Source organism: Desulfoluna butyratoxydans (genome assembly GCF_900699765.1).
Lineage (GTDB): Bacteria > Desulfobacterota > Desulfobacteria > Desulfobacterales > Desulfolunaceae > Desulfoluna > Desulfoluna butyratoxydans.
Map to the genome: position 1 here is coordinate 702,760 of NZ_CAADHO010000003.1, position 25,873 is coordinate 728,632.

General features: G+C 59.6%; 16 protein-coding genes and 6 tRNA genes. 19 read left to right on the forward strand and 3 right to left on the reverse strand.

Going from position 1 to position 25,873, the window contains the following annotated elements:
* Positions 1-128: 128 nt before the first annotated feature.
* A complete protein-coding gene (locus MSL71_RS26685) occupies positions 129-1,778 on the reverse strand; it encodes a flagellin N-terminal helical domain-containing protein (RefSeq protein WP_180140509.1) in 1,650 nt (549 codons plus the stop codon).
* 313 nt (positions 1,779-2,091) lie between these two features.
* Positions 2,092-2,475 carry a flagellar export chaperone FliS gene (gene fliS / locus MSL71_RS11865; RefSeq protein WP_180140511.1) on the reverse strand — a complete coding sequence of 128 codons (384 nt, stop codon included), beginning with the start codon at positions 2,473-2,475 and terminating at the stop codon, positions 2,092-2,094.
* Positions 2,476-2,999: 524 nt separating this feature from the next.
* Between fliS and MSL71_RS11870 the strand changes: the two genes are divergently transcribed.
* From MSL71_RS11870 to MSL71_RS11940, 15 genes are all read left to right on the forward strand, one after another.
* Entirely contained in the window at positions 3,000-6,011 is a 3,012-nt protein-coding gene (locus tag MSL71_RS11870) for a sigma-54 interaction domain-containing protein (protein ID WP_180140513.1), read from the forward strand.
* Between the two features lie 382 nt (positions 6,012-6,393).
* Complete coding sequence (locus MSL71_RS11875; RefSeq protein ID WP_180140516.1) at positions 6,394-7,395, forward strand: TRAP transporter substrate-binding protein; 1,002 nt, start codon at positions 6,394-6,396, stop codon at positions 7,393-7,395.
* A gap of 125 nt (positions 7,396-7,520) precedes the next feature.
* Positions 7,521-8,045, forward strand: coding sequence for a TRAP transporter small permease (locus tag MSL71_RS11880; RefSeq protein WP_180140518.1), 525 nt, complete (start codon positions 7,521-7,523; stop codon positions 8,043-8,045).
* A gap of 73 nt (positions 8,046-8,118) precedes the next feature.
* Positions 8,119-9,405 (forward strand): TRAP transporter large permease, encoded by a 1,287-nt coding sequence (locus tag MSL71_RS11885; RefSeq protein ID WP_180140520.1) that lies wholly within the window; start codon positions 8,119-8,121, stop codon positions 9,403-9,405.
* 32 nt (positions 9,406-9,437) lie between these two features.
* Positions 9,438-11,030 (forward strand): N-acyl-D-amino-acid deacylase family protein, encoded by a 1,593-nt coding sequence (locus MSL71_RS11890; protein WP_180140522.1) that lies wholly within the window; start codon positions 9,438-9,440, stop codon positions 11,028-11,030.
* Positions 11,031-11,493: 463 nt separating this feature from the next.
* A complete protein-coding gene (gene trkA, locus MSL71_RS11895; protein ID WP_180140524.1) occupies positions 11,494-12,858 on the forward strand; it encodes a Trk system potassium transporter TrkA in 1,365 nt (454 codons plus the stop codon).
* The gene (locus MSL71_RS11900) at positions 12,858-14,306 is read left to right on the forward strand and encodes a TrkH family potassium uptake protein (RefSeq protein WP_180140526.1); all 1,449 of its coding nucleotides are present in this window, start codon (positions 12,858-12,860) and stop codon (positions 14,304-14,306) included. The genes trkA and MSL71_RS11900 overlap by 1 nt, the downstream gene beginning before the upstream one ends.
* A 146-nt stretch (positions 14,307-14,452) precedes the next feature.
* A tRNA-Lys gene (locus tag MSL71_RS11905) sits at positions 14,453-14,528 on the forward strand.
* 3 nt (positions 14,529-14,531) lie between these two features.
* Positions 14,532-14,609 (forward strand) — tRNA-Glu (locus MSL71_RS11910).
* Between the two features lie 33 nt (positions 14,610-14,642).
* Positions 14,643-14,718: transfer RNA gene (locus MSL71_RS11915), tRNA-Lys, on the forward strand.
* A 3-nt stretch (positions 14,719-14,721) separates the two neighbouring features.
* A tRNA-Glu gene (locus MSL71_RS11920) sits at positions 14,722-14,799 on the forward strand.
* Between the two features lie 31 nt (positions 14,800-14,830).
* Positions 14,831-14,906: transfer RNA gene (locus MSL71_RS11925), tRNA-Lys, on the forward strand.
* A gap of 4 nt (positions 14,907-14,910) precedes the next feature.
* Positions 14,911-14,988: transfer RNA gene (locus MSL71_RS11930), tRNA-Glu, on the forward strand.
* 175 nt (positions 14,989-15,163) lie between these two features.
* The gene (gene der, locus MSL71_RS11935; protein ID WP_180140528.1) at positions 15,164-16,621 is read left to right on the forward strand and encodes a ribosome biogenesis GTPase Der; all 1,458 of its coding nucleotides are present in this window, start codon (positions 15,164-15,166) and stop codon (positions 16,619-16,621) included.
* Between the two features lie 369 nt (positions 16,622-16,990).
* Entirely contained in the window at positions 16,991-18,334 is a 1,344-nt protein-coding gene (locus tag MSL71_RS11940; RefSeq protein WP_180140531.1) for a replication-associated recombination protein A, read from the forward strand.
* Positions 18,335-18,926: 592 nt separating this feature from the next.
* Here the strand turns inward: MSL71_RS11940 and MSL71_RS11945 are convergent.
* Positions 18,927-19,685 (reverse strand): NRDE family protein, encoded by a 759-nt coding sequence (locus MSL71_RS11945; protein WP_180140533.1) that lies wholly within the window; start codon positions 19,683-19,685, stop codon positions 18,927-18,929.
* A gap of 152 nt (positions 19,686-19,837) precedes the next feature.
* Here MSL71_RS11945 and MSL71_RS11950 point away from each other — a divergent pair, with 152 nt between their 5' ends.
* The 4 genes from MSL71_RS11950 to gyrA all read left to right on the forward strand — a co-directional run bounded on the left by MSL71_RS11950 (position 19,838) and on the right by gyrA (position 25,775).
* Positions 19,838-21,124, forward strand: a complete 1,287-nt coding sequence (locus tag MSL71_RS11950) for a thiolase family protein (protein WP_180140535.1) — start codon at positions 19,838-19,840, stop codon at positions 21,122-21,124.
* 346 nt (positions 21,125-21,470) lie between these two features.
* Complete coding sequence (locus tag MSL71_RS11955) at positions 21,471-21,629, forward strand: hypothetical protein (protein WP_180140537.1); 159 nt, start codon at positions 21,471-21,473, stop codon at positions 21,627-21,629.
* 117 nt (positions 21,630-21,746) lie between these two features.
* Positions 21,747-22,868: an AI-2E family transporter gene (locus tag MSL71_RS11960; protein ID WP_180140539.1), complete on the forward strand. Its 1,122-nt coding sequence runs from the start codon at positions 21,747-21,749 to the stop codon at positions 22,866-22,868.
* Between the two features lie 336 nt (positions 22,869-23,204).
* On the forward strand, positions 23,205-25,775 hold the full coding sequence (gyrA, locus tag MSL71_RS11965; protein ID WP_180140541.1) for a DNA gyrase subunit A: 2,571 nt from the start codon (positions 23,205-23,207) through the stop codon (positions 25,773-25,775).
* The last annotated feature ends 98 nt before the right edge of the window (positions 25,776-25,873 follow it).

A 25,873-nucleotide genomic window follows, 5' to 3' on the forward strand; every position in this document is an offset into this window, starting at 1 on the left:
GCCCCCGGGCGATTGGGATCGCCCAGGGGCTTTTTCGACTATGCAGGTTCCCTGTGCACTCGTTTTATCCTGAACAATCGGATAAAGGCAAACCTTCTCTTACTAAGGGTGAGACGGCTCCTTAATGGTTACCCGATCAGGCTGAGAACGGACTGCGGCAGCTGGTTCGCCTGTGCAAGCATGGCGGTACCGGCCTGCTGCATGACCTGGAGTTTGGTCATGTTGGCCGTCTCGGAGGCGAAGTCCGTATCAAGGATACGGGAACGTGACGCACTCAGGTTCTCAGAAACGTTGGAGAGGTTCTGGATGGTGGAGTCAAAACGGTTCTGGACCGCACCCAGGTTGGCGCGCATGTCGTCCACCTGGCGGATGGCGCTGTCCACCGACTTGATGGTTTCGTTGGCCGCTTCCACCGTGGAGACGTCGGCGTTGGCGATGGAGCCCTTGGCCTGGACGTTGTCCTCGGAGAGGGTTGCGAAACCGGCGTCCGTGGCGTTGGTGCCGGACAGGCTCAGGGTGTCTGAGGCCGTCAGGGAGACAGAACCGGTGATGCGCAGGTCGTTGAAGTTAGAGTCAAAGGAGGTGGACTTCACGCCGCCGCCGAAGACGAGGTTGGTGACTTCCGCGTTGGTGGTGCTCAGCACGATGTCACGGCCGTCGTCGGCAGACAGGGTCAGCTCGCCGTCGTCATCCACGCTGGCGGTAACGCCGGTGAGGTGGCTCTTGGCGTTAATGGCGTTGGTGAGGCTGCCGTCGGCGTCGTTCTCTTTGAAGTCTGCAGGGCCCACGCCCACGCCGTTGATCATCAGGTCGCTGTTGCCGATGCGGCCGACGCCGACGTTGCTGGGGCCATCCCCTGCCACGGCAGAGCCGGAGTAGTCGGCGGCGTCCATGTCGGATGCCTGGAAGCTGGTGGACGCCTTGGCGTACACGCCCTCAAGGCTGGTGCCTTCCATGCCTTCGCCGGGATCTTCCTCGTTCATCTCGCGGATGTTGTTGATTCGATCGGCAATGGCCTTTGCACTACCGCTGCCGTAGTTGGCTGCGTTGGTGTCCTTGAGGTCGGCCGTGGAGGCGGAGGTGATGTCGCCGCCGTACTTGGCCTGGGCGATGTCCACAGAGGAGGCACCGTCCACCTGGACGCTGACGTCCCCGGCGGTGAGGGTGCTGCCTGCGGCCCCTTCCTGGATACCGATGCTGCCGGCGTCGGCGGCGTCGTTGGTCAGGGAGACGCGGGAGGCGGTGGACTGTACGATGCCGGGCTGCTGGCCCAGGGCGTTGGCCTTGACGTTGACAAGGTCCACACCGATGGTCTCGTTGGCGTTGGCGCCCACCTGGAAGGTGAAGGTGCCGGAGCTGCCGTTGAGGATGTTTTTGTTGTTGAAGGTGGTGGCTTCGGCGATTCGGTCGATCTCGGAAACCAGCTGGTCGATCTCGAGCTGGATGGATGCCCGGTCTTCAGCGGTGTTGGTGTCGTTGGCCGCCTGTACGGACAGTTCGCGGATTCGCTGGAGTCCGTTGGTGGTCTCCTGGAGGGCCCCTTCAGCGGTCTGGGCCAGGGAGATACCGTCGTTGGCGTTTCGAACCGCCTGGTTCAGGCCACGGATCTGGGAGGTCATACGGTCGGTAATGGCCAGGCCAGCGGCGTCGTCTTTTGCAGAGTTGATTCTCAGGCCGGAAGAGAGTCGCTGGAGCGATTTATTGAGGCCTGACGCGGTGTTACCCAGGTTACGCTGGGCGGTGAGAGAGGTGACGTTGGTGTTGATTGAAAGTGCCATGTGATTTCCTCCGTGAAATAAACTTTCAATGGTCGGCATCCGTGCCGTGAAGTCAACTTGTCGTATACCGTTTGGGAGCCCTGTGTGGTTTTGGAAAATCCTTTTTCCAAAGGCTGGTGCCGGATCACCCGCGGTATAAAGAACATATCGGAGGATTTTTCGTATTCTTTAAATAAAAATGACGATGGGCTGTTGAAAAACAGGGAAGGAATAGGGCGGGATGGCGGGGCTGGGATACGAAAGAATTGAAATTCAATGTTTTGGGGCGCCCCGACCCTGTTGGGCCGGGGCATTTTTTTTGGCCCTTATTGACTTAAGAGTGTGGAATATCTGCGGGGCGATCCGGCTTTTTCGTGGGGGTGGAGAGCTCTTTGAGGTTGCGGATCAGCCAGCTTACCTCGTTGATGGGGTCGATGCCGAGGCCCGAGTGGCTGATGGAGAGGCGGTCAATCATGTAACCGAACAGGGCCGAAAGGTCGGTGCCGTCCTCTCCCTGGGAGGGGGCGTGTTCCCGTGCCTCCTTGAGATGGTTCAGGATCTTGACCACGGTGGAGATGTTTTTCTTCTGGTCCTCGGCTCCGCTGCAACGGGCAAGGGTGAGGTGGTCCATGGCGTCGTCGTACATGCGGACAAGCTCTTCCCGCCCAAGGGGCGAAGAGAGGTCGGGTGTTCGATACAGGGGATGGGTGGATGGCATGGTGTCCTCCCTAATATAAGGAAACGATCAGATCTTGCGATCAACGGGTTGTCCGGGGTGCTGGTGTTCGGGCGGTGCGTCAGCGGCAAGGGGGTGCGGGGAAGGGCTCCGTCCAGGGAGAGTGGGAACGATGTCAGAATGTGTTTCGATGCGGCGTTTTAGTAAACAACGTACTGATATAGATAATACAACAGCTTGTATGTAAAAGCCATTACAAATAAACAACAGGTACATGCGGTCATCTCTGTTCCGGTTGCACGGAAGTGTGGCTCATGTTTCGGATCATTGTCTTTTGTGCGGATAAATCGATCATGGACATGCGCTTTTGAGGTGGCTCACCTCGTCGCCGGAGGCATGGACTTTGGCCATGGAAGGCTTCTATTGACGATGGGCCCTGAAGTGCCATATCGTCGGGGGTATACGTTTATTGCAAATGAAAACCTGCGCCCCTTGGCGTTGCCCCGGGTCATGCCGAGGCACGTCGACACCGCTGGTGCAGGCAATGTTTAAGAGCGGGGAGAGCTGTGCATCGTTTATCGGCATTGACGGAAGATCAGGTTGTCGCCTTGAGTGTGCTGGCGTTTGTGAGGTCCCACATCCATGAGTCCGTTCTTGCCGAATGGACGGGGAGCACCATCCGGGAGACGTCCCTTGCCCTTCGGGGGCTCCATGGGGCCGGGCTCGCACACGCCTGTGGGACAGCGTGCTGGCAGCTGGCCCCGGGTGGACTGGGTCGCGCTGAAATCAGGGCCCACCTCCCGACCCTGGAGGCCCGGGCCTACCGAGGAGGGCTTCTCTCCGAGATAGACCGGCTCCGCGGCCCTGACGAGATCGCCGTGTTTGAAGCCCTGGTGGCCGATATCTCCAACCGGCTGGAGGTTTCGGTCACGGCCGGGCTCCGGGTGCTCCTCACCGAGACTCTGGAGCAGATGCTGGCTTTCTGCGACGAAGAGCGCACCCTGGAAAAATCCCGGGAAGAGCTCTCCCGGTTTCTGGAGCTTGCCATTGCCATCCTCGGGCTCAGCCTTTATCTGGCCCGGAACCTCTCCCTTTCCATTCGCCTCTTCTTTTTTGCCAACGAAATCGCCATCCGCATCGGCGACATGCGCAAGCGCATTATCCTCAAGCTCAGCGAGGTCCTTCTGGATCATTTTACCGGGCGCTCTTCCCTCCAGGCCCTGCCGTCGCTCATGGAGAGCCAGGAGGCCATTGACGAGCTCGGGGACAACGATATCCTCTGTATCGCCGCCATGTTTCTCTCCTCCCTGCACTTCAACCAGGGGGACATGAAAAAGACCCTGCACTACTACAACGAGGTGGATCCGGCTTCCTATGTCTGGAACCTGCGGTACTACAAGGACCTCTCCGGGATTTATCCCTCTTCGGCGGCCCATTTTCTGGGGAAATTTCACCTGGCCATCGGCATTGCCAAATCCGCGTGCCGCACGGCTCACCTGAAGGGCAACGAGCTTACCGAAGGGTGGTGGTGCCTCCAGCTCACCATGGTTCTGGGGGACGCAGGTTGTGATCGCGGTGAGGTGGAAAAGTACCTGAACCGGGCCAGGAGCCTTCTGGACCCCCGGCTTCACGAGATGGCCTATGTCTTTTATCTCCATGTGACGGCCTGTACCCACAGCCGTTACGGCGAGATGGACAAGGCCTATGAAGCCCTGAAGGCGTACCATGCGTTTTTCACGTCCTGTGAATTTGAGCAGACCCTCTTTGGCCGCTCCCGCAGCTACGAGCTCAGTGTTGATTTTTTCAGGCGGGGGTATCCCCCCATCCCTTCGGTGGATGTGGAGGCGGAGACCCGGAAGAACCTGAACGGCGGGGACAAAATGATGCGAGGAGCTGCCCTGCGCCAGAAGGCGCTGTTGGCCTATGACGCCGGAAAACCCCTGTCCGTTGTGCGGCAGCTGCTTACGGAGAGCATGGAGGTGTTCCATGAGGCGGGCGGGACCATCCGTATTCCCCAGACACGACAGCTCCTGGAGCGGGTGGGGTGCCTGGAAAAAGAGGGGGCGGGCGGGCAGCGGCCTCCACTGTTTCTGGAAGAGATTGCCTGGCCCCAGGCAAAAATCGCGGACCCGGAGCCGGGTGTCGGAAGCCTGACGCAGCGGTGCACCCGGCGGTTCAAGAAGCTCACGTCCCATAAGGAGCCATCGATTTTCTACCGCCAGCTTGTCACCATTATTCAAGAGGAGTTTGAGGCCGAGCGGGTCATACTGGTTCGGGGGGTCGAAGAAGGGGCGGTGGCCGGTATCGCCGCATGCAATGTCTCCCGGGAGGAGCTGGAGCACGGGGTGTGTAACTCTCTTCTTCCCCTGGCATCCCAGGCCATTGAGCGCCAGGAGGTTGCCAGGGTGAATCTGGAGTCCTTTGCCGCGGTTGCCATTCCCGTGAGCGCCCAGGGGGCGTCCACCTGGGTCCTGTATGCCGAGAGCCAGGAGACCTCCGGGCGGCTGGGGCGCCTGCTCGGGGAGATGGATGAACATCTGGCCCTGCTCATCACATCGGAGGTCCGCTCGGCGGTGATCCTGGAGGCCTCGCAGCAACAGCCCCGGTATTACCCCGTGCCCGGCGAGTCCTCCCACGAGCCCTTTTACGGCGTCTCCATGGCGCCCCTGTTGAAGAAGTCGGCCCAGGCGGCCCGCACCGATGCCACCATCCTTATCCTGGGGGAGACCGGGGTGGGCAAGGAGCTTTTTGCCCGGCATATCCACTCGGAGAGCGGGCGCAAGGGGCCGTTTATCCCTGTGCATCCGGCGAGCATGGCAGAGTCCCTTATTGAAAGTGAGCTTTTTGGTCACGAAAAAGGGGCCTTTACCGGGGCGACCTCCCAGAAGGTTGGTTTTTTTGAGCTGGCCAACCAGGGAACCCTTTTTATCGATGAGGTGGGGGAGATCTCCCTGTCCCTTCAGGTCAAGCTCTTGCGGGTGCTCCAGAACCATAAGTTCACCCGGGTGGGGGGAACCAAGGAGCACCTCTCCGATTTCCGGCTGATTGCCGCCACAAACAGGGATTTGAAACAGGACGTCATCGACGGGACCTTTCGGGAAGACCTTTTCTATCGCCTCTTTGTCCTGCCCTTTACGATTCCCCCTTTAAGGGAACGCTCCGAAGACATTGTCTATCTCGCCCAGATGTTTTTGACCCATTTTGCCAGGCGCTACGGAAAAACAGTGCTGAGTCTCACCCCGGGGCAGATCGCCGACCTTCAGTCCCGCCCCTGGCAGGGGAACATCCGGGAGCTGAAAGGGATTATGGAAAGGGCTGTGATCCTCTCCTCCGGGGACCGGCTTGAGCTGTTTCCCGAGGCCCATGAGTCGTCTCCGTCTTTGTCTGCCCCTGTGGCAGGGGCCGGTACGGAGCTCTTTGGGGGGCTGCCGACCTTAAAAGAGCTGGAGAAGAAGTACCTCGCCTATGTTCTGGGGCTGACCGGCGGTAAGGTGGCCGGTCCCGACGGCCTGGAAGGGGTGCTGCAAACCAAGCGCTCCACCATCTACGCAAAGCTTAAACGCCACGGCCTGATTTGAATGCCATGGGTCAGCCCATTCCCTTTTTGGTGGCGTCTAAAAATCAAGACATGTGTTCATGCGCGTCCCGTTTTTTGGATCCAAAAAACGGGACGCCTCCTCCTTCTGCCCGGGCCTCCTCGCCGTCCTATGCCTGCTTTCCTCCCGCTGAGCTGTTCCGTGTCTTTTCTGCTTGATACCAAATATAGATGAATTGTCGCAGTACCTGCACATGATGTGGTGTGCCTGGCCCGCGTGTGTCGATGGGGTCTGAGGGATCTTGTCCGGCATGTGGCATGGTTTGTGCCTTGATACCACGGCAAGAACAGGCCTTCGGTGGCCAATTCTCTGTGGAAGAATGATGTCAATATGATGATCGCAGACTTTGTTAGGAGGAAACGTGATGAAGAAAGTGGCTTTATGTGTGGCGATGCTGTTTCTGATGGCGGTGTTCAGTGCTCCGGCCTCAGCCAAGGTGGTCATGAACCTGGGGTGGCAGACAGCCGATGACAGCGCTTACGGCGAGCTAGTCACCATCTTTTCCGGGCTGGTGGATGAATACACCGGGGGCGAGGTGGTGGTCAAACGTCGTTGCTGCGGACAGATCGGGGGGGAGGAAGATGGGTTTAAATCCCTTCAGATCGGCATCGTGGACGGGTTTATCATCACCATGAACAACGTCTCTCCCCACTACCCCCTCATGGACGTGTTCGTCCTGCCGTATATCTTCAACAGCCTTGAGCATGCCTCCCAGGTGCTGGAAGGACCCATCGGGGACCGGTTCCGGGATCAGCTCTACGCCAAGACCGGCGTCTACCTTCTCTCCTACAACGCGGTGGAGCCCCGGGACATGTACAACACCAAGCGCCCCATCCGCAGCATGGACGACATGAAGGGGCTGAAGCTCAGGGTTCCCAAGAACAAGATCATGATCCGTACCTTCCAGGCCTTCGGCGCAGAGCCTGTGCCCCTGGCGTGGTCGGAAATGTCCACGGCCCTTCAGACCGGGACGGTGGAAGGCGGCGACAACGGCACCTTTGTCATCCGCTCCCAGAAGTTTTTCGATTTGGCCGACAACCTCACCGTCCTGGATCACTTCACCTCTTTTTCTCCTCTCTTCTGCAGCAAGCGGTTCCTGGGGAAACTCACCGATGCCCAGCGTGAGGCCGTGATCAAGGCGGGGCGGGACGCCGGAAGGATCCATCGGGCCAACATGCTCAAGAAGATCGAGGAGTGCCGCACCTACCTTGAGGCAAACGGGATGAAGATCACCCGACCGGACCGTACGCCGTTTATCGAAGCGGCCCGCAAGCTTCAGGATGAGATCCTCTCCAAGCGATCGGCCGAGTTCCGGGAGATTGTCGATCAGATCCGCGCGTCCTCCGGCAGCAAAACCGACGCATAGCCCCTCGCCAGGGCAATGATCGCGTCCACCTGCTGTTACCTGCTGCCCCGGGAACCATCCTGAACGCCCGGGGCAGTCCTTGAATTAAAAAATTCGGCTCTGTGCCATGAGTCAAGGAGCGTTTGATGTCCCCGTCAACCCTGATGCGCTGGTTCAACACGAAGTTTGAAAGCACCTTGTGCGTGATCTCCCTTGTGGTGATGTCCTGCTGTGTCTTTCTTCAGGTGATCCTGCGATACGTTTTTCATCAGTCTGCCCCGTGGGCAGAGGAGCTGGCCATTTACGGCATGGTGTTTTCCGTTTACTTCGGCACGGCCCTGGCCGTCACCGAAAAGAGCCATGTGCGTATCCTGAACCTGGTCCAGCTGTTCCCCAGAAAAATCGCCGTGGGTCTTATTGTGGCAGGCGATGCCGTCTGGTGCGCGTTTAATGTCTTTATGGTGTTTCACGGCGTGGAGTACGTGAAGGTCCTCTGGGGCACCCATTTTATCTCGCCGTCCCTGGGCATCGAGCAGCGGTGGCCCCAGGCCGTGGTGCCCTTTTGTTTTGCGCTGATGACCTTCCGGATCCTTCAGTTCTATTACCGATGGCTCCGAACCGGGACCTGTGAGCTGACCTGCGTCCTGCCCGGTGACGAACCCGTAAAATGAGGTCCGCCCGGGCGGCATGAAAAAAAAGACCACGCGCAACCCTTCGTGCATGATGTTTTAAGGAGTATGAATTATGAACGGACCTTTGTGGATGTCCATCGCCTTTGTGGGCTGCATGCTCATCGGCGTGCCCATTCCCTGGGCGGCCGGTGTCGCCACCGTCATCGGCCTGCACATTATCGATATCCCCTTTGCCCTGCTCAGCCAGACCGCTTACAACGCCTTTGAATCCTTTCCCCTGATGACCATCCCGCTGTTTGTGCTGGCCGGAAAGCTCATGGAAAAGGGCGGGATGTCCGAGCATCTCATCCACATCGCCCGCAAGATGGTCGGCTCCCTCCGGGGCGGGACCTCCCTTGTGACCATCGTGAGCTGCGGGCTTTTTGCTTCTCTTACGGGGTCCGGACCCGCCACCACGGCGGCCATCGGCTCCATCACCATTCCGGCCATGGTGGACGAAGGGTACCCGAAAAAATTCGCTTCGGGGATTTCCGCTTCTTCCGGGGCCCTGGGGAGCATCATTCCCCCCAGCAACCTGTTGATCATTTATGCCCTCATTGCCGAGGAGTCGGTGCCCAAGCTGTTTCTTGCCGGCCTGGTGCCGGGGTTTATGGTGATCCTTTTTCTGATCCTGACCTCCACCACCGTCTGCCGTGTGAGCGGGTTCGGCGGGAGGGTGGACGGTGACTTTTCCTTTGCCCCTCTCCTGCGGGCGCTCTGGGAAGGAAAGTGGGCCATCGGCGCCCCCCTGATCATTCTTGGCGGAATCTACAGCGGGGTCTTTACCCCCACCGAGGCCTCGGCCGTGGCGGTGTTTTACGGGCTCTTCGTGGGCACCGTGATCTACAGGAAGCTTACGGTGGGCCACGTCATCGAGAGCCTGAAGTTCACCACGACCATGGTGGGGACGGTGCTGGTGATCCTGGGTTCCACCAAGGCCTTTGGCCAGCTGGTGGCCTTTTACGACATTCCCCTTGCGGTCCAGGCCTTTTTTACAGGGTTTACCGACAACCCCTTCCTCGTGCTGATGATGATCAGCTTTCTTTACATCCTGGCCGGGATGTGGATGGAGTCCATCCCCCAGGTGGTTATCTTTACGGCCGTGCTTCTGCCCGTGGTGAAAAGCATGGGGGTGGACCCCATCTTTTTCGGGGTGTTGACCGTTTTGACGTGTGAGGTGGGCTTTCTGACACCACCCATCGGGGTCAACCTGTTTGTCTCCTCACGCATTGCGGGGATCTCGTTGGAAGAGTCCTCCGTGGGGGTGCTTCCCTTTGTTATCCCGTATCTGGCCACCATCACCATCCTGTGTGCCATGCCCTGGCTGACCACGGGCATGGTGGACATGTTTTTTAAGTAGCCGTTCACCTGATGATCTAACGGAGTGTAACCATGATTGACGTACTCATTAAAAACGGCGTGGTGATTGACGGAGAGGGCGGAGCGTCCTTTAAAGCGGATGTGGCGGTCAAAGACGGTCTCATCTCCACGGTGGGCCGGATCGAGGGCGACAGAGCCGCCCTGATCATCGACGCACGGGGTCAGATGGTCTGCCCCGGGTTCATCGACCTGCATACCCATTCGGATTTTACCTTTCTGGTGGACGGCAGGGCCCAGAGCTCTCTGCATCAGGGGGTCACCACCGAGGTGGTGGGGCAGTGCGGCTACAGCTGCGCCCCGTGTACCAATGCTTCGGATTTGAAGGGCCTTCTGGGCTACCAGCCGGGGGTGGCCGTGGACTGGCGCAGTGCCGGCGAGTACCTGGACCGCCTGAAGCGGGGCGGGGTGGGCGTGAACGTGGCGGCCCTTGTGGGCCACGGGTCCCTTCGGCGGTGCGTGATCCCCGAGGGCAGGGGCCAGGCCACGGACGAGCAGCTCCAGGCCATGTGTGCCCTGCTGGATGACTCCATGGCACAGGGGTTCCACGGCCTCTCCCTGGGGCTTGAGTATGAGCCGGGCATCCATGCCGATACCCGGGAGCTGGTGGCCCTGGCCAGGGTGGTGGCCGACCGGGGCGGGATCCTGTCGGCCCATGTGCGGAACCGGGACGTGCACTACGACATGGCCTTCAGCGAGGTTCTGTCGGTGGCCCGCATCACCGGGGTGCGTCTCCAGATCTCCCATATCAGCCCCAAGTTCGGAGCCCCGGACGATGCCGTGGCCAACAGCCTTGCCATGATCGACCGGCTCAACGCCACCGGGGGGGATGTGGCCTTTGACCTGATTCCCGACAACTGGGGGCCGACCCTGATGGCCTCGGTGCTTCCCTCCTGGGCCCATGTGGGTGGGATCGAGGCCACCCTGGGCTATCTCTCCGACCCGGAGGCCAGGGCAAAGATGAAGGTTTCTCCCAACCCCATCTGGCAACTGGTGCTCCAGAAACGCTGGGACCTCATCACCCTGTTTTTTTCACCGACGCACCCGGAGCTGGTGGGGAAAACCATGGCGGAGATCGGGACGATCCTGGGGTGTGATCCCCATGACGCCGCCTTTGATCTTCTGCGAGCCTCGGGTCAGGAGATGGCCCAGGTGATCTGGGCCGGGTGGAACTTTGACGAGTCCATGCAGCGGGAGCTTCTGGCCCACCGGCTGTGCGGGGTGATCTCCGATGCCCAGACCGTGGCTCCGGACGGCCCCCTGTCCGGCAACACCGGCGCGCCCACCGTCTACGGATGGGTGGGGCAGTTCTTCCAGCGCTACGTCAAGCAGGCGGGGCTCCTCTCCTGGGAGGAGGCCGTGAGGCGGATCACCAGCCTTCCGGCCGACCGCATGCGCATGACGGACCGGGGTCGCATTCACCCCGGACTGAAAGCGGATATCACGGTGATGTCTCCGGAAACCATCGCCTGCCGGGCCACCCTCCATGAACCCAACAGGTACCCGGACGGTATCAGCCATGTGCTGGTCAACGGTGAGGTTGTCATCGAAGGTGGAAAACGGGTCACCGGGAACCATGGCCGGGTGATCCGGCACCGGGAATCCTGAAGGGTAAAACAGCATGGCCCGGGGGTGTGTCTCCGGGCCATGGTCCATGGTTGTCAGGTACAAGGGTAGGGGAACCGGAACCGTGGGCATTGGCCGAGGCGTTTTTTGGGGAAACGGCCCTGGCGACGTCCTGATGAAAACCCCGGCCTCGTTTTCGGCTGTGCTGCAAAAACGTTCCATGTGGTCATTCGTTTGACCTCGGCTGGCGAATCGGCTATGACATAGCGATATATTGCAGGCGTTTTTCCATGCAACCTCCTGAAGGCTATGGAGAATAACGCACGTGCTGCCGTTTTACGGGCCAGCCGCAACCCACCACCCGCCCTGCGGGTGTCTTTGTTGGTGGCTGCCGTAAGGGCTCATCGGTGCCTTGACGGTACCGGGCCTGTTTGAGGACAGGCCGGAGGGGGGCGACGGCGCGCGGGGGGGAAATGCCGAAACCAATGAGATCAGGAGATACTGCTTGAAGATCGTTATTGTAGGAGCCGGTGAGGTGGGTTTTCACATCGCCAGTCGCCTCTCCCTTGAAAATAAAGATGTCGTGGTGGTGGACACCAGTGACGAGGCCCTGAAACGGGTCTCTGAAAACCTGGACGTGCAGGTTGTGAAGGGCTCGGGCAGCAGCCCGGAGGTCCTCATTGACGCCGGAGTGAAAAAGGCGGATATCATGCTGGCGGTCACCGACAGCGATGAGACCAACCTGGTGGCCTGCCTCACCTGCGATATCCTCTCACCTGCCACCAAAAAACTGGCCCGCATCCGTCTGGGCGATTACGACGCCTACCATGAGCACTTCAGGACCAGTGCGCCCCATATCGACACCATCATCAACCCCGAGATCGAGGTGGTAAAGACCATCTACCGCCTGATGCGGGTGCCCGGGGCCGTGGACGTGGGTGAGTTCGAAGGCGGCCGGGTGAAGATCGTGGGCATGCGGCTGGAGGAGGGGAGTCCCCTGGACGGTCTCAGGCTGGCCGAGTTCTCTTCCCGGCTTGGGGGCGTGCGGCCCCTTATTGCGGCCATCGTGCGCAAGGGGCAGCTCATTGTTCCCCACGGCAACGATGTGCTCCAGCTGGGGGATCTTGTCTATTTTATCAGTGAAGACACCAAGCTCAATGACGTCCTGCGATTTTTCAACCGCCGCATGAAGCCCGTGAACCGGGTGCTCATCGTGGGGGGCGGGCTCATCGGGACGCGCCTGGCCGACCTTCTGGAGAGCAAGAACATCCACACCAAGATCGTGGAGAGAAACCCGGATCGCTGCCGGTACCTTGCCGAGCGCATGAACCGCGCCGTGGTCCTTTGCGGTGACGGCTCCGACCAGAGCCTGCTCCTGGAAGAAAACATCAAGGACATGGACTTTGTGGTCTCCCTGACCGACGACGAGGAGACCAACATCCTTGTCTCCCTGCTTGCCCGGAGCGTGGGGGCGGACAACACCATCACCAAGATCAGCCGGTTCAGCTACATGCCTCTCATGGCCAGCATCGGTGTGGAGCAGGTGGTGAGCCCGCGGCTCTCGGCCATTAACTCCATCCTGCAGCATATCCGAAAAGGCAAGGTGCTTTCGGCCATGAGCGTCCACGGTGAGCAGGCCGAGGTCATCGAGGCCGTGGCCCTCCAGACCTCGGATATTGTGGATACCCCCATCAGCAAGGTCTCCTTTCCCCGGGGCGCGCTGCTTATCTGCATCATCCGCGACGACGAGGTGATCATTCCGTCCGGGGACAGCGTGATCAAGCCCGAAGACCGGGTGATCATCTTTGCCACGCGCGAAGCCGTTCCCCGCATTGAAAAAATGCTCACCGTCAAGCTGGAGTTCTTCTGATGCGCTGGCCTGTCGTGACCTACATTACCGGGTTCCTTCTCTTTGCGCTGGGGCTCTGCATGCTCCTGCCCGTGATCTGTTCCGTGATTTACGGGGGCGGGGACCTTGCCGCCCTGGCAGTCTCTGCGGGGTTTACCACCGTCTCCGGTGCCATTGCCATTCTGGTGTGCCGGGACACCAGCTTCGACAATATCAGTCAGCGGGAGGGCATGGCCATCGTGGCCGTGGGCTGGACCGTGGTGGGGCTTTACGGAGCTCTTCCCTTTTATATAAGCGGGGCCTTTCCCCATTTTGTGGACGCCTTTTTCGAATCGGTGTCCGGCTTCACCACCACGGGCTCGTCCGTGCTGACCAACATCGAGGCGGTGCCCAAGGGGCTCCTCTTCTGGCGGAGCCTGATTCAGTGGCTCGGGGGCATGGGGATTATCGTCCTCTCCCTGGCCATTCTCCCGTTTCTGGGGGTGGGGGGCATGCAGCTCTACAAGGCAGAGGTGCCGAGCCCGGTGCCGGATAAGCTGAAGCCCCGGCTTTCGGAGACCGCCTCCATCCTCTGGAAGGTGTACGCCATGATCTCCGTGGTGGAGGTGGTGCTTCTCCTCTTCGGGGGCATGGACCTCTATGATGCCCTCTGCCACACATTCACCACCATGCCCACGGGGGGCTTTTCCACGAAGAACGCATCGGTGGCAGGGTTTAACAGCGCCTACCTGGACGGGGTGATCATCGTCTTTATGGTGCTTGCCGGGATCAACTTTTCCCTTCATTACCAGATGCTGAGGGGCCGCACCCTGGCATTCTGGCAGGACTCCGAGTGCCGCTGGTTCCTCATAATCGTGCTGGGCCTTTCCGTGGCGGTGACCTTTGATATCTATGGCACCGTCTACCAGAGCCTTCCCGAGGCCTTTCGCTACGGTTCTTTCCAGGTGGTCTCCATTATTACCACCACGGGCTATGCCACGGCCGATTACGAGCTCTGGCCGGGCCTGAGTCAGGTGCTGATCTTTCTGTGCATGTTCATCGGGGCCTCGGCGGGCTCCACCGGGGGCGGCATGAAGATCGTGCGGGTGATGCTTTGCCTGAAGTACTGCTACCGGGAGCTCTATATGCTGATCCATCCCCGGGCCGTGGCCACCATCAAGCTGGGTGGCAAGGCGGTCTCCGAGGACGTCATGCGCAGCATCATCGGCTTTGTGTGCATCTATGTGGGCCTGTTTGCCCTCTGCTCTGCGGTGTTGGCGGGCATGGGTGTGGATTTTGTCACGGCTTTTACCGCGGTGGGTTCCTGTATTGGTAACATCGGGCCCGGTTTTGGCCTGGTGGGGCCCGCGGAAAACTTCGCCCTGATCCCCCAGGGGGGGAAGTGGCTCCTTATCTGGTGCATGCTTCTTGGGCGCCTTGAAATCTATACGGTCATCATTTTTCTGGTGCCGGAGTTCTGGCGCAAATAAAAGGGGTGAGCCTCTATCTGGGGTGAATGCACCGGTTTAGGGCGGTGCTGTGTCGCGTGTCTGCACGAATCGTCATTTTTATGTGACTTTCGGCTTGACACCTGCGTCACAAGTTGAGTATAAGCTTCGAGTCTTTGAGACGCAGCGGGTCGTTAACTCAGTCGGTAGAGTATCTGCCTTTTAAGCAGAGAGTCACTGGTTCGAGCCCAGTACGACCCACCATGCGTCCCCATCGTCTAGCCTGGTCCAGGACACCGGCCTTTCACGCCGGCGACAGGGGTTCAAATCCCCTTGGGGACGCCACACTGCATTTTAGAGTCTTTTAAGGCGCATTACGGGTCGTTAACTCAGTCGGTAGAGTATCTGCCTTTTAAGCAGAGAGTCACTGGTTCGAGCCCAGTACGACCCACCATGTGTCCCCATCGTCTAGCCTGGTCCAGGACACCGGCCTTTCACGCCGGCGACAGGGGTTCAAATCCCCTTGGGGACGCCATTTCGCCTTAAGACCCGATCAAAGAACATATGGGTCGTTAACTCAGTTGGTAGAGTATCTGCCTTTTAAGCAGAGAGTCACTGGTTCGAGCCCAGTACGACCCACCACGATGTCCCCATCGTCTAGCCTGGTCCAGGACACCGGCCTTTCACGCCGGCGACAGGGGTTCAAATCCCCTTGGGGACGCCACTTGATTTCATGAGGGGCTGACTGAAAATCCAGTCAGCCCCTTTTTTGTGTGGGGAAAAATCAGGCGAGGCCGCCCTTTCTTGGAAAAGGGTGACATGTTCCATGCAACCCTGTATGTTCAATTCAGGCGCCCGCGCCGGTACCCTCCCATATTAATTCCATACGGACACGACCCATGAAACCCATCGTCGCCATCATTGGACGCCCCAATGTGGGCAAATCCACCCTGTTCAACCGCATCACACGAAGCCGGACGGCCCTCGTGGACAACATGCCCGGTGTCACCCGGGACCGCCACTACGGCGAAGCCCTCTGGAACGACGCCCCGTTTCTGCTGGTGGACACGGGCGGATACCTCATCGACGACGAAGACGCCTTTGCGGGCGCCATTCGGGACCAGGTGACCCAGGCTGTGGCCGAGGCCGACGCCGTGGTCATGGTCCTGGACGGAAAAGGGGGGATCTCCCCTTACGACCGCGACCTGGTCACCATCCTCCGGGAGTCCCATCCCAAGGTGTTTTATGTGGTCAACAAGATCGACGGGGAGAAGCAGGAGGAGAACCTCTACGACTTCTACTCCCTGGGTATCGACCACCCCTATCCGGTCTCCGGCGAGCACGGCTACGGCGTGCCTGATTTCCTCGACGACCTGGTGGCCTCCTTTCCCGAGGCGGCGGCCTACCCCAAAGAGGAAGAGGAGATCGTCAACGTGGCGGTGGTGGGACGCCCCAACGCCGGGAAATCATCCCTTATCAACCGTCTCACCGGGCAGAAGCGCCTGGTGGTGAGCGACGTGGCCGGTACCACCAGGGATGCCGTGGACACCATGCTCAAGCGCGACGGCCAGCTCTACCGGTTCATCGACACCGCGGGAATCCGGAGAAAAGGCAAGGTCAAGGACAAGCTGGAGAAGTTCTCCGTCTTAAAGGCCATCAAGAGCATGGACCGCTGTGACGTGGCCCTGATCCTCATCGACTCCTCCGAAGGGGTCACCGATCAGGATGTCACCGTGGCCGGATACGCCCATGAAAAAGGGTGCGGGGTGATCTTCGTCTTCAACAAGTGGGACCTTGTTCCCGAGCGGGAGAAGAACCCCAAACTGTTCAAGGAACGCCTGGACATGGGCGCCAAGTTCCTCTCCTTTGCCCCCTTTACAACCATCTCGGCCCTCACCGGCCAGCGCGTGGAGAAGATCTTCGGGCAGATCCGAAGCGTGTACGATCAGTACAACACCCGCGTCTCCACCGGAGATGCGAACCGCATCATCGAGTGGGCCACGGAGCGGACCCCGCCCCCCCTTCACAAGGGCAAGCGGCTGAAGTTCTTCTACAACACCCAGGTGTCTGTGAAGCCCCCCACCTTTGTCTCCTTTGTGAACTACCCGGATGCGGTGCACTTCTCGTACCGCCGGTTCCTCATGAACCAGATTCGTGATTTTACGGGCCTGGATCAGACGCCCATCAAACACATCTTCCGGGAAAAGACCGGGCGCATGGAGTTCGGGCCCAAGCCCGAGGAGAACACCAACACCCGGAACAAGGGGCACAAGGACAAGGAGAGCCGCAACAAGATCCAGAAGAAAAAAGAGCGGGAAAAGCAGCGGCTCAAGAAATTGAAACGCGACGGGCAGTGATAAACCCTTAGTCCCCTCGGTTTCCGCTTTTACGGCGGAAGCTGCGAGGGGCCCGGCGGTGGTGCCGCCGATAATAGGGGCTTCAGGTGCCCCCTCCTGGTCGCCACGGAGAGGCCGGTTAAACCTGATAAGCAACGGGTTACGATAACGAGTCCTAACCCCTCAAGGCTTGTCGTGTCGCTCGTATAAACCACCAGCATATGTCTCGGGCGAAGCCCGAGCCGAAGGCCGTTCCGATTTGGCCCGAGGAACGAGGGACAAAGCGCAGCGGCAATAAGCTTTCGAGGTGGCTCACCTCGCCGCCGGAGGCATTCTTCTTTTTGCGACTTTGACCATAGAAGGCATACGTCTAACGAAATTTGGGTGGGTATGGATCTGTTTGAATACAGAAATGAGGAACACGGCAACTTAAACGCGCCGCTGGCCGAGCGCATGCGTCCCCGGACCCTTGCGGACGTCTTTGGCCAGGAGCATCTCACCGGGGCAGGGGGCCTTATTTCAAGCGCCCTTGCCACGGACCACATCTTCCCCATGATCATGTGGGGCCCCCCCGGTTGCGGTAAAACCACCCTGGCCTCCATCATCGCCTCCGAGACCAAGTGCCGCTTCATCAAGATCTCGGCGGTACTCTCCGGCGTCAAGGACGTGCGGGCTGTCATCGACGAGGCCAAGAAGGAGCGCAACCTCAAAGGGCGTCAGACCGTTCTTTTTGTGGACGAGATCCATCGGTTCAACAAAGCCCAGCAGGATGCCTTTCTCTACCATGTGGAGAGCGGGCTCATCACCTTGCTGGGCGCCACCACGGAAAACCCCTCCTTTGAAGTGATCCCCGCCCTTTTGTCCCGTGTCCGCGTGGTGACCCTGAAGCCTTTGTCCCACGAGACCATCTTCAAGGTGCTGAAACGTGCCATGGAGGACAAGGACCGCGGGCTGGCCCGCATGGACGTGGCCGTGGACGACGAGGCCCTGGACCACCTGGTGCGCATGGCCGACGGGGATGTGCGAACGGCCCTCAACACCCTGGAGATCATGGTGGAGCAAAAGCGCATGGAGGCGGGCAAAGGCTGCCGTGTGGTGCTGGCCGACGCCGAGACCCTCCTGGAGCGCAAGGCCGTCCGTTACGACAAGAGCGGCGACGAGCACTACAACCTCATCTCCGCCTTCCACAAGAGCCTGCGGGGCAGCGACCCGGATGCGGCCCTCTACTGGATGGTGCGCATGCTCAAGGCAGGGGAAGACCCCTTTTACATTGCTCGACGCATGGCTGCCGTGGCCACCGAAGACATCGGCATGGCCGACCCTGCCGCCCTGTCCATGGCCCTGCACGCCATGGAAGCCTACAAATTTTTGGGTGCCGCCGAAGGCGAGCGCGCCCTGGCCCAGGCCGCGGTCTACCTTGCCACCGCCCCCAAGAGCAACAGCGTCTACACCGCCCTTGCCGCCGTGCGGGAAGAGGTGGACAGAGGCGGCTCCCTTCCCGTTCCCAAGCACATCCGCAACGCACCCACCCAACTCATGAAGAACCTGGGCTACAAAGAGGGCTATCGCTACGCCCACGACTACCCCGGAGGCTTCGTTCCCCAGCAGTACCTCCCCGACGAGATCAGCGACAAGAGCTGGTACACCCCCACCGATCGAGGCTATGAGTCCGTGGTCGGTCCCCGCCTTTCCGCCTGGAAAGAGATGATTTCAAGGACAAAAAAGAAACGCTAAGAGGGATGCCCTCTATGGTTAAAGTGACCGGTAAAAAGCGTGCCTCCGGCGGCGAGGTGAGCCACCTCGAAAGCATATAGCCCTTGCGCTTTGTCCCTCGTTCCTCGGGCCAAAGCGCAAGGGCCTTCGGCTCGGGCTTCGCCCGACATATATGCTGGCTGGTTCACAAGCTTCGACGTAACAGGATACGTTGTTGCCACTTCTCCATTGTGGATTTAACCGCATTGCCGGCGGCAAGGTGTGCCACCTTGAAAGCAGGTTGCAAATGCGCTTTCCCCTTCGTTTCTCAGGGAAAATCACATTCGCCATTGTTTCAACGGTTAGCCCTCGGTGCCCTTTCCCATGTCTGTTTTTCAAAGAATAAAAAAGGTCTCTTTTCGCCATCCTCGCCGCCGGAGTCATTCCGCTTAAAGTCAAGCGAACCCCAAAGTTCTTCATCGAGTTTTTAGAAGAATGAAATGGGCCTCTCTTGCAAAGACGGTTGCCGGATGTCACACATCACGCGAATGCCCCGATAACGCAGGCTGAATGGCTGCCTTCATGCATTCGCCATAGGGTTTCCAGGTGCCCCCACCTGGCCGCCGGAGGCGTCCTATACCGAGAATTGAAACCGTCGCTCGCCGTTGATGTCGGCAGGACCGGCGGGGGTGTAGGTGCGCTCCGTGGCGGTGAGGGTGCGGTCTGCGCTGAGGGTAACAAGGCAGCTGGAGCGGGTGCCGTAGACCTCGCTGTGGATGAACAGGGGGCCTAAGATGCGTTCCCATTCTAAGGTCATGCCGGTGTCGGGGAGGAGGGCGTCCTCGGGTACGGCCTGGTCGGCAAGGAGGGAAAAGAGGGCCTCTTCGTCGGGGTGGTCAAGGGCGCCCAGTTCTTTTTTTCCGGTCTCCACCTTGGGCCAGGGGGTGTTGAGCAGGGCGTTGCTGATGCCGTGGACCCCGGGGGGCAGCTCGGTGAGGGTGTCGGAGATATTGCTGTAGTGGTAGAGGCGGTCCACGGTGCCGAAGAGGAGGTTGAAGCCATTGTAGTTGTGCCGGGTGCGGCTCAGGGCTTCGGCAAAGGCCGGGGCGTGGTCTGTCCCTTTCAGGAACTCGGAGACGATCCAGCCCCTGGAGGCGGCGTCCGGCTTGATGCGGGACGGGTCCCGGTGGTTGGTGAGGGCGGCGAACCGGCCGGTGTCTGTGACGCCCATCCAGGTGCCTCCCTCTTTGAGGTCGGTGCCGCAGAGGACGGGCGGGGCGCTGTCGTGCCAGGCCATGGGGGCGGTTTCGCGGGCATAGAACTCATCGCGGTTGGCGGCGATGATGAGAGGAAAGGACGGGTGACTCTTTAGGGAAACAAGGATCAGGCACATGACGTATGTTGTCTTTTGTTAGCGGTTCTGTTACATCTTGGTGCGATAAAACAGGCTGTTGCGACGCCTGTTTTCGCACGTGATCATCAAGCTTTTCATCATAGCAGAAACGTTCGCAGAGTCATGACAAAATATACAAACGGGAGGAATCCATGAAAAATGTTGTGATTGTCAGCGGTTCACGGACCGCCGTCGGAACCTTTGGTGCCGGACTCAAGAGTGTCAGTGTGGCCGACCTGGGTGCCGTGGTCATGAAAGAGACCCTGAAGAAGGCGGGCCTCCGCCCCGACCTGAGTGATGAGATGCGGGCAGCCTGTCCCGACGCTTTGAAAGACCAGGGCATCACCGAGCTGGAAGCCAAGGGGCGCGACTGGGATGAGTCCGCCACCCCCGTTGTGGTGGACGAGGTGATCATGGGCAACGTGCTCCAGGCGGGCCAGGGTCAGAACCCTGCGCGCCAGGCCATGATCCGTGCCGGGTTTCCCAAGGAGACCCCCACCTTTTCCCTGAACAAGGTATGCGGCTCCGGCCTGAAGGCCATTGCCCTTGCTGCCCAGTCCATCATGTGCGGTGAGGCCGAGGTGGTGCTGGCCGGGGGCATGGAGTCCATGAGCAATGCCCCCATGGCCCTGCCCAAGGCGCGATGGGGCCATCGCATGGAGCTTACCGGCGTGGGCCAGGTTACGGACCTCATGGTCTTTGACGGCCTTTACGAGATCTTCTACGGCTACCACATGGGCATCACCGCCGAGAACATCGTTGAAAAATACGGCATCACCCGCCAGGAGCAGGACGAGCTGGCCCTGCTCTCCCACAACCGGGCACTGGGTGCCATCAAGACCGGTGTGTTCAAGCCCGAGATCGCCGATGTGGTCATCAAGGGCCGCAAGGGGGACACCATTTTCAACGTGGACGAGCGGCCCATGGAGACCTCCATGGAAAAACTCGCCCGCATGCGTCCTGCCTTCAAAAAAGACGGGTCTGTCACCGCGGGCAACGCCTCGGGTATCAACGACGGCGCGGCAACGGTCCTTCTGATGACCGAAGAGAAGGCCAAAGAGCTGGAGCTTACCCCCATCGTCAAGATCAAGGGGTTTGCGTCCGGCGGCCTTGATCCCGCGTACATGGGTCTGGGGCCCATCCCGGCCGTACGGAAGGTCATGGGCCGCCTGGGCATGAGCGTTGCCGACATTGAGATGATTGAACTCAACGAGGCCTTTGCCTCCCAGGCCATCGGCTGCATGCGGGAGCTGAACATTCCCGTGGACAAGCCCAACCAGCTGGGCAGCGGCATTTCCCTGGGCCACCCCATCGGAGCCACCGGGGCCCGCCAGATGGTCACCGGCATGTACCAGATGCAGAGGGAAAATCTTGCCACCGGCATGATTTCCATGTGCATCGGCGGCGGCATGGGTATGGCCATGGTGATCGAGCGGTAAGTTCGCAAGCACAAAATCGTCCCTGGGTGGTTTTGCCCACGGCATCTTGCGCCGGGGCGCTTCGGTCCTGCTTCACAGGCCGGAGGCGCCCCGGCGTTTGTGTGTGGGCGTCCCTGCAGGTATCTGCCCTTTTTTCAAGGCGGTTTTCCTGTGTGTCGGCTGTCGGTGGACGTTGGCAAGGGGCGCGCACCCTTTTTCGTCCATCTGACATCTCGCCAAGATCCCTTGCCCGGGGCTTTTTTGCTTTACTTGGGAGGGCGTTGTTGTTACATGTAAATCACTCGATTTAAGGGAAAATCGATTGATTTTGCGATATGCTGCTTAAACCAAGGAGGCTTTTGATACGATGGACAAGGCACAGAAGGCTGGTATCATGATCTTTTCCGGTGTTCCCGCCATTATGGGCGGCGGCATCGTCTTTGCCCTTTTCGGTCACGCATTACTTCCCGTTGTGATCTACGAAACCCTGCTCTTTGCGGGTGTGTTCTCGATCCTTCGGAAGTAGCCCATTTCAGCCGGGGGGCGGTTAGGCCGGATATGTCGGTCCCGCCCTTTACGGCCCATGACACCCCGATGAGCCCTTTAGCCGGGGCCATGCCCGGGGGTGTGGATCTTTATTTCTATGCTGGACAAGACACCCCGCGACCTGATTCTCTGGTTTTTCCTGATCCTTTTTCTTATCTCGCTGTTTCTGCTTGGAAAACTGCTGTGGCCTTTTGTCTCTGTGCTTGTCATGGGGGCTGTGGTCAGCGGTGTTTTCTTTCCCGTGTACACCCTTTTCAAGCGCCGGGTGCCTCCGAGGTACGCCTCGTTTTTTACCTGCATTCTTATTTTTCTGGTTCTGTTTGTCCCCATTGTGTTGTTTGTTGGGGTCCTGGCCAACGAGGTCCACAACTTTTATGTCAGGGCCGTGAGCCCGGAGGTGGTGGACGCGGTCAAGCAGTTTTTTGTTTCCCGGAACATCCTGGGTCGGATCAACAGCATCCTGGCCAACTTCGATTTGAGCCTCACCTTTGACGAGCTCATCCAGCCCATCACGGACATGGGCAAGTCCGTGGGGTTGACGCTCCTCAACCAGGCCAACGCCGTTGCCTCCAACCTGCTGAAGTTTGTCATCCATTTCTTTTTGATGCTCATCATCATCTATTACCTGCTTTTGGACGGTCAGCGCCTGCTTCAGTACATCATCGACCTGTCGCCGCTGCCCGACGATCAGGACACCAAATTGTTCGTCAAGTTCAAGGACATGGCAGGGGCGGTGCTGGTGGTCAACGGTATCAGCGGCATGATCCAGGGGATGGTCGGGGGCGTGGTCTTTGCGTTTCTGGGGTTTCGCTCCCCGGTTCTCTGGGGCGTGCTCATGGCCTTTTTCGCCTTTCTGCCCATCGTGGGCATCGGGATCATCTTTCTGCCTGCGGCTGTCTGGCTCATGGTCGTGGGGCGCATGGGGGCGGGGATTGCCGTCCTGATGATCTACGGGATCCTCTCCGGGGGCGTGGAGTACCTGTTCAAACCGGCGGTGGTGGGCAAGCGTATCAAGATGCATACCCTCCTGGTCTTTCTGGGGATTATCGGCGGACTCCAGCTTTTCGGAATTCTCGGGATCATATACGGCCCCCTGGTGGTCACCTTTTTTTTGACCTTATCGGATATATATAATAAGAGTTACAAAAGCCTTGTGGAGCCCGACGGACAAACGCGGATCCACCTTGATGAGGTCTCGGAAGAAAACCTTGACGAGTAGCCATCCCCCACTGGATGGCTTCTTCCTGTATAGCCCGTGAAACCGGGCGCTTCGGGTCCCCGAGGCGATGAATTTTAAATGCAAGGGACTTCAGGAAAAAAACGGGTCGGCCATTCGTGACGTGCGCCGGCCAGGCGGGCAGGGGTGCACTCTCCTGCCCGATATGCCCCGATCAGCGGGTCGGCCTCAACGGCCGGTTTCCCTGCATGGGGGTTTTTTCCCGAAAGTCCCCAACGTTTGCGAGGCCGTCACGAATTTCCGATTGTCGGTTTTTTCGGATACAGGTGCCATTGCGACTTTGGACATGCACGTTAGCAGATGAAGGTAGTGAACCCTATGACTCAACTGGAAAGCTCTCCTCATATCAGCCTCGAGACCGAGATGAAAAAATCGTACCTCGAGTATGCCATGAGCGTCATCATCGGCCGGGCCCTTCCCGATGTCCGGGATGGACTCAAACCGGTACACCGCAGGTCTCTGTTTGCCATGCGGGAGTTGAAAAACGACTGGAACAAGCCCTACAAGAAATCGGCGCGTATCGTCGGTGATGTCATCGGTAAGTATCACCCCCACGGCGATACGGCCGTGTATGACACCATCGTGCGTATGGCCCAGGACTTTTCCCTTCGGTACACCCTGGTGGACGGTCAGGGCAACTTCGGCAGCATCGACGGCGACTCGGCCGCGGCCATGCGATACACGGAAGTTCGCATGCGGCAGATCGCCCATGAGATGCTGGCGGATCTCGACAAAGAGACCGTGGACTGGGTTCCCAACTACGACGAATCCCTTCTCGAACCCGCGGTGCTTCCCGCCAAGTTCCCCAACCTCCTGGTGAACGGCTCCTCAGGGATTGCCGTGGGCATGACCACCAACATTCCCCCCCATAACCTGGGGGAGGTCATCGACGGTGTGTGTGCCTTAATCGAAAACCCGGCGCTCACCAGCGAAGAACTCATGGAGTACATCCCCGGGCCGGACTTTCCCACCCGCGGCATTATTTACGGCCGCAAGGGGATCCGCGAAGCCTACACAGGCGGCAAGGGGATCATCAAGATCCGCGCCAAGGTGGAGATTGAAAAGGCCAAGAAAGACGACAGCGAGACCATCGTCGTCCACGAGTTGCCCTACCAGGTGAACAAGGCGCGTCTCATTGAGAAGATCGCCGAGCTGGTGAAGGCCAAGGTCATCGAAGGCATCCGCTACGTGCGGGACGAGTCCGACCGAAAGGGCATGCGCATCGCCATGGGGGTCAAGCGGGACCACATGGGAGAGGTGGTGATCAACCAGCTCTTCAAGCACACCCAGATGCAGAGCAGCTTCGGGGTGATCATGCTGGCCGTTGTGAACAACCGGCCCGAGCTCCTCACCCTTCGCGAGCTCCTCGATCACTTCCTGCTGCACCGAAAAGAGGTGGTGGTCCGAAGGACGGTCTACGACCTTCGGAAAGCAGAAGCCCGCGCCCATATCCTGGAAGGCCTCAAGATCGCCCTGGACAACCTTGACGAGGTGGTGGCCCTGATCCGCAAGTCCAAGAACCCGGTGGAGGCCAAAGAGGGACTGAAAAGCCGCTTCGGCCTTTCCGACCTCCAGGCCCAGGCCATTCTGGACATGCGACTGCAGCGCCTCACCGGCCTGGAGCGCGAAAAGATCCTGGAAGAATACGAAGGGGTCTTGAAGGACATTGCCTGGTTCAAGGAGATCCTGGGCAGCGAGCGCATCGTGCTCAACATCATCAAAGACGAGCTGACCACCATCCGGGAAGAGTTTACCGATGAGCGCCGCACCAAGATCGTGGAGGCCACCGGCGATATTTCCCTGGAGGACCTCATCGAAGAAGAGGACATGGTGGTGACCGTCTCCACCCGCGGGTACATCAAGCGCACGCCCATCAGCGTTTACGAGAGCCAGCGCCGGGGCGGCAAGGGCCGCGTGGGCATGGCCACCCGTGATGACGATTTCGTGGAGAAGCTCTTTGTGGCTTCCACCCACCATATGTTCCTTTTCTTCACCAACCTCGGCCGGGTCTACTGGAGCAAGGTTTACGAGCTTCCCCAGGCGAGCCGGACGAGCAAGGGGCGGGCCATCGTCAACTTCCTCAACTTTGTGGAAGGCGAGAAGCTCACCACGGTGCTGGCCGTGCCCGAGTTCAAGGAAGGTCAGTTCGTGGTGGTCGCCACCCGCAACGGCACGGTGAAGAAGACCGACCTCATGGCCTACAGTCGTCCCCGACAAGGGGGCATCATCGCCGTGGGCCTTGCCGACGGCGACGAACTGGTCTCTGCCCGTCTCTCCGACGGTGCCATGGATGTTCTCATGGCCACCCGTGAGGGCAAGGCGGTGCGGTTCAAAGAGACCGATGTCCGCGCTTCCGGTCGAAGCGCCAAGGGCGTCCGCGGGGTGCGGCTCGTGGATGACGACTACCTGGTGAGCATGGAGGTCCTCCATCCCGGGGAGAAGGTGCTGATGGTCACGGAAAACGGCTACGGAAAGCGTACGCCCGTCGAGGAGTACCCCTTGAGGGGCCGAGGCGGCAAAGGGGTCATCTCCATCAAGACCTCCGTGCGGAACGGCAACGTGGCCTCCCTGCTCCTCGTGGACGACGAGGACGACGTCATGATGATGACCAACAGCGGCAAGCTTATCCGCATCAAGGTCAAAGACGTCTCCGTGGTGGGTCGAAACACCCAGGGCGTCAAGCTCTTCCGTCTGGACGACGGGGAGCATGTGGCCGGGGCGGTTCGCCTGCCGTGGCAGGAAGAGGAAGAAGACGACGAGGCCGAGGCCCTTGAGGGGGCCGGGGGCGAAGCCCCCGAGGCCGATGCTTCCGAGGAGGGCTCACCCCATGAGCCCGATGCCCCGGAAGAGGATTCGGGGGAGGCCCAAGGGCCCACCGATGATGCATAGATTATGATAAAGATGGCGGGGCTTGCCCCGCCATTTTTCGTTTGAGGACATTTTTTCTTTAACCATCCTGCGAACTGTTCGTAAACCATCATGGGCAC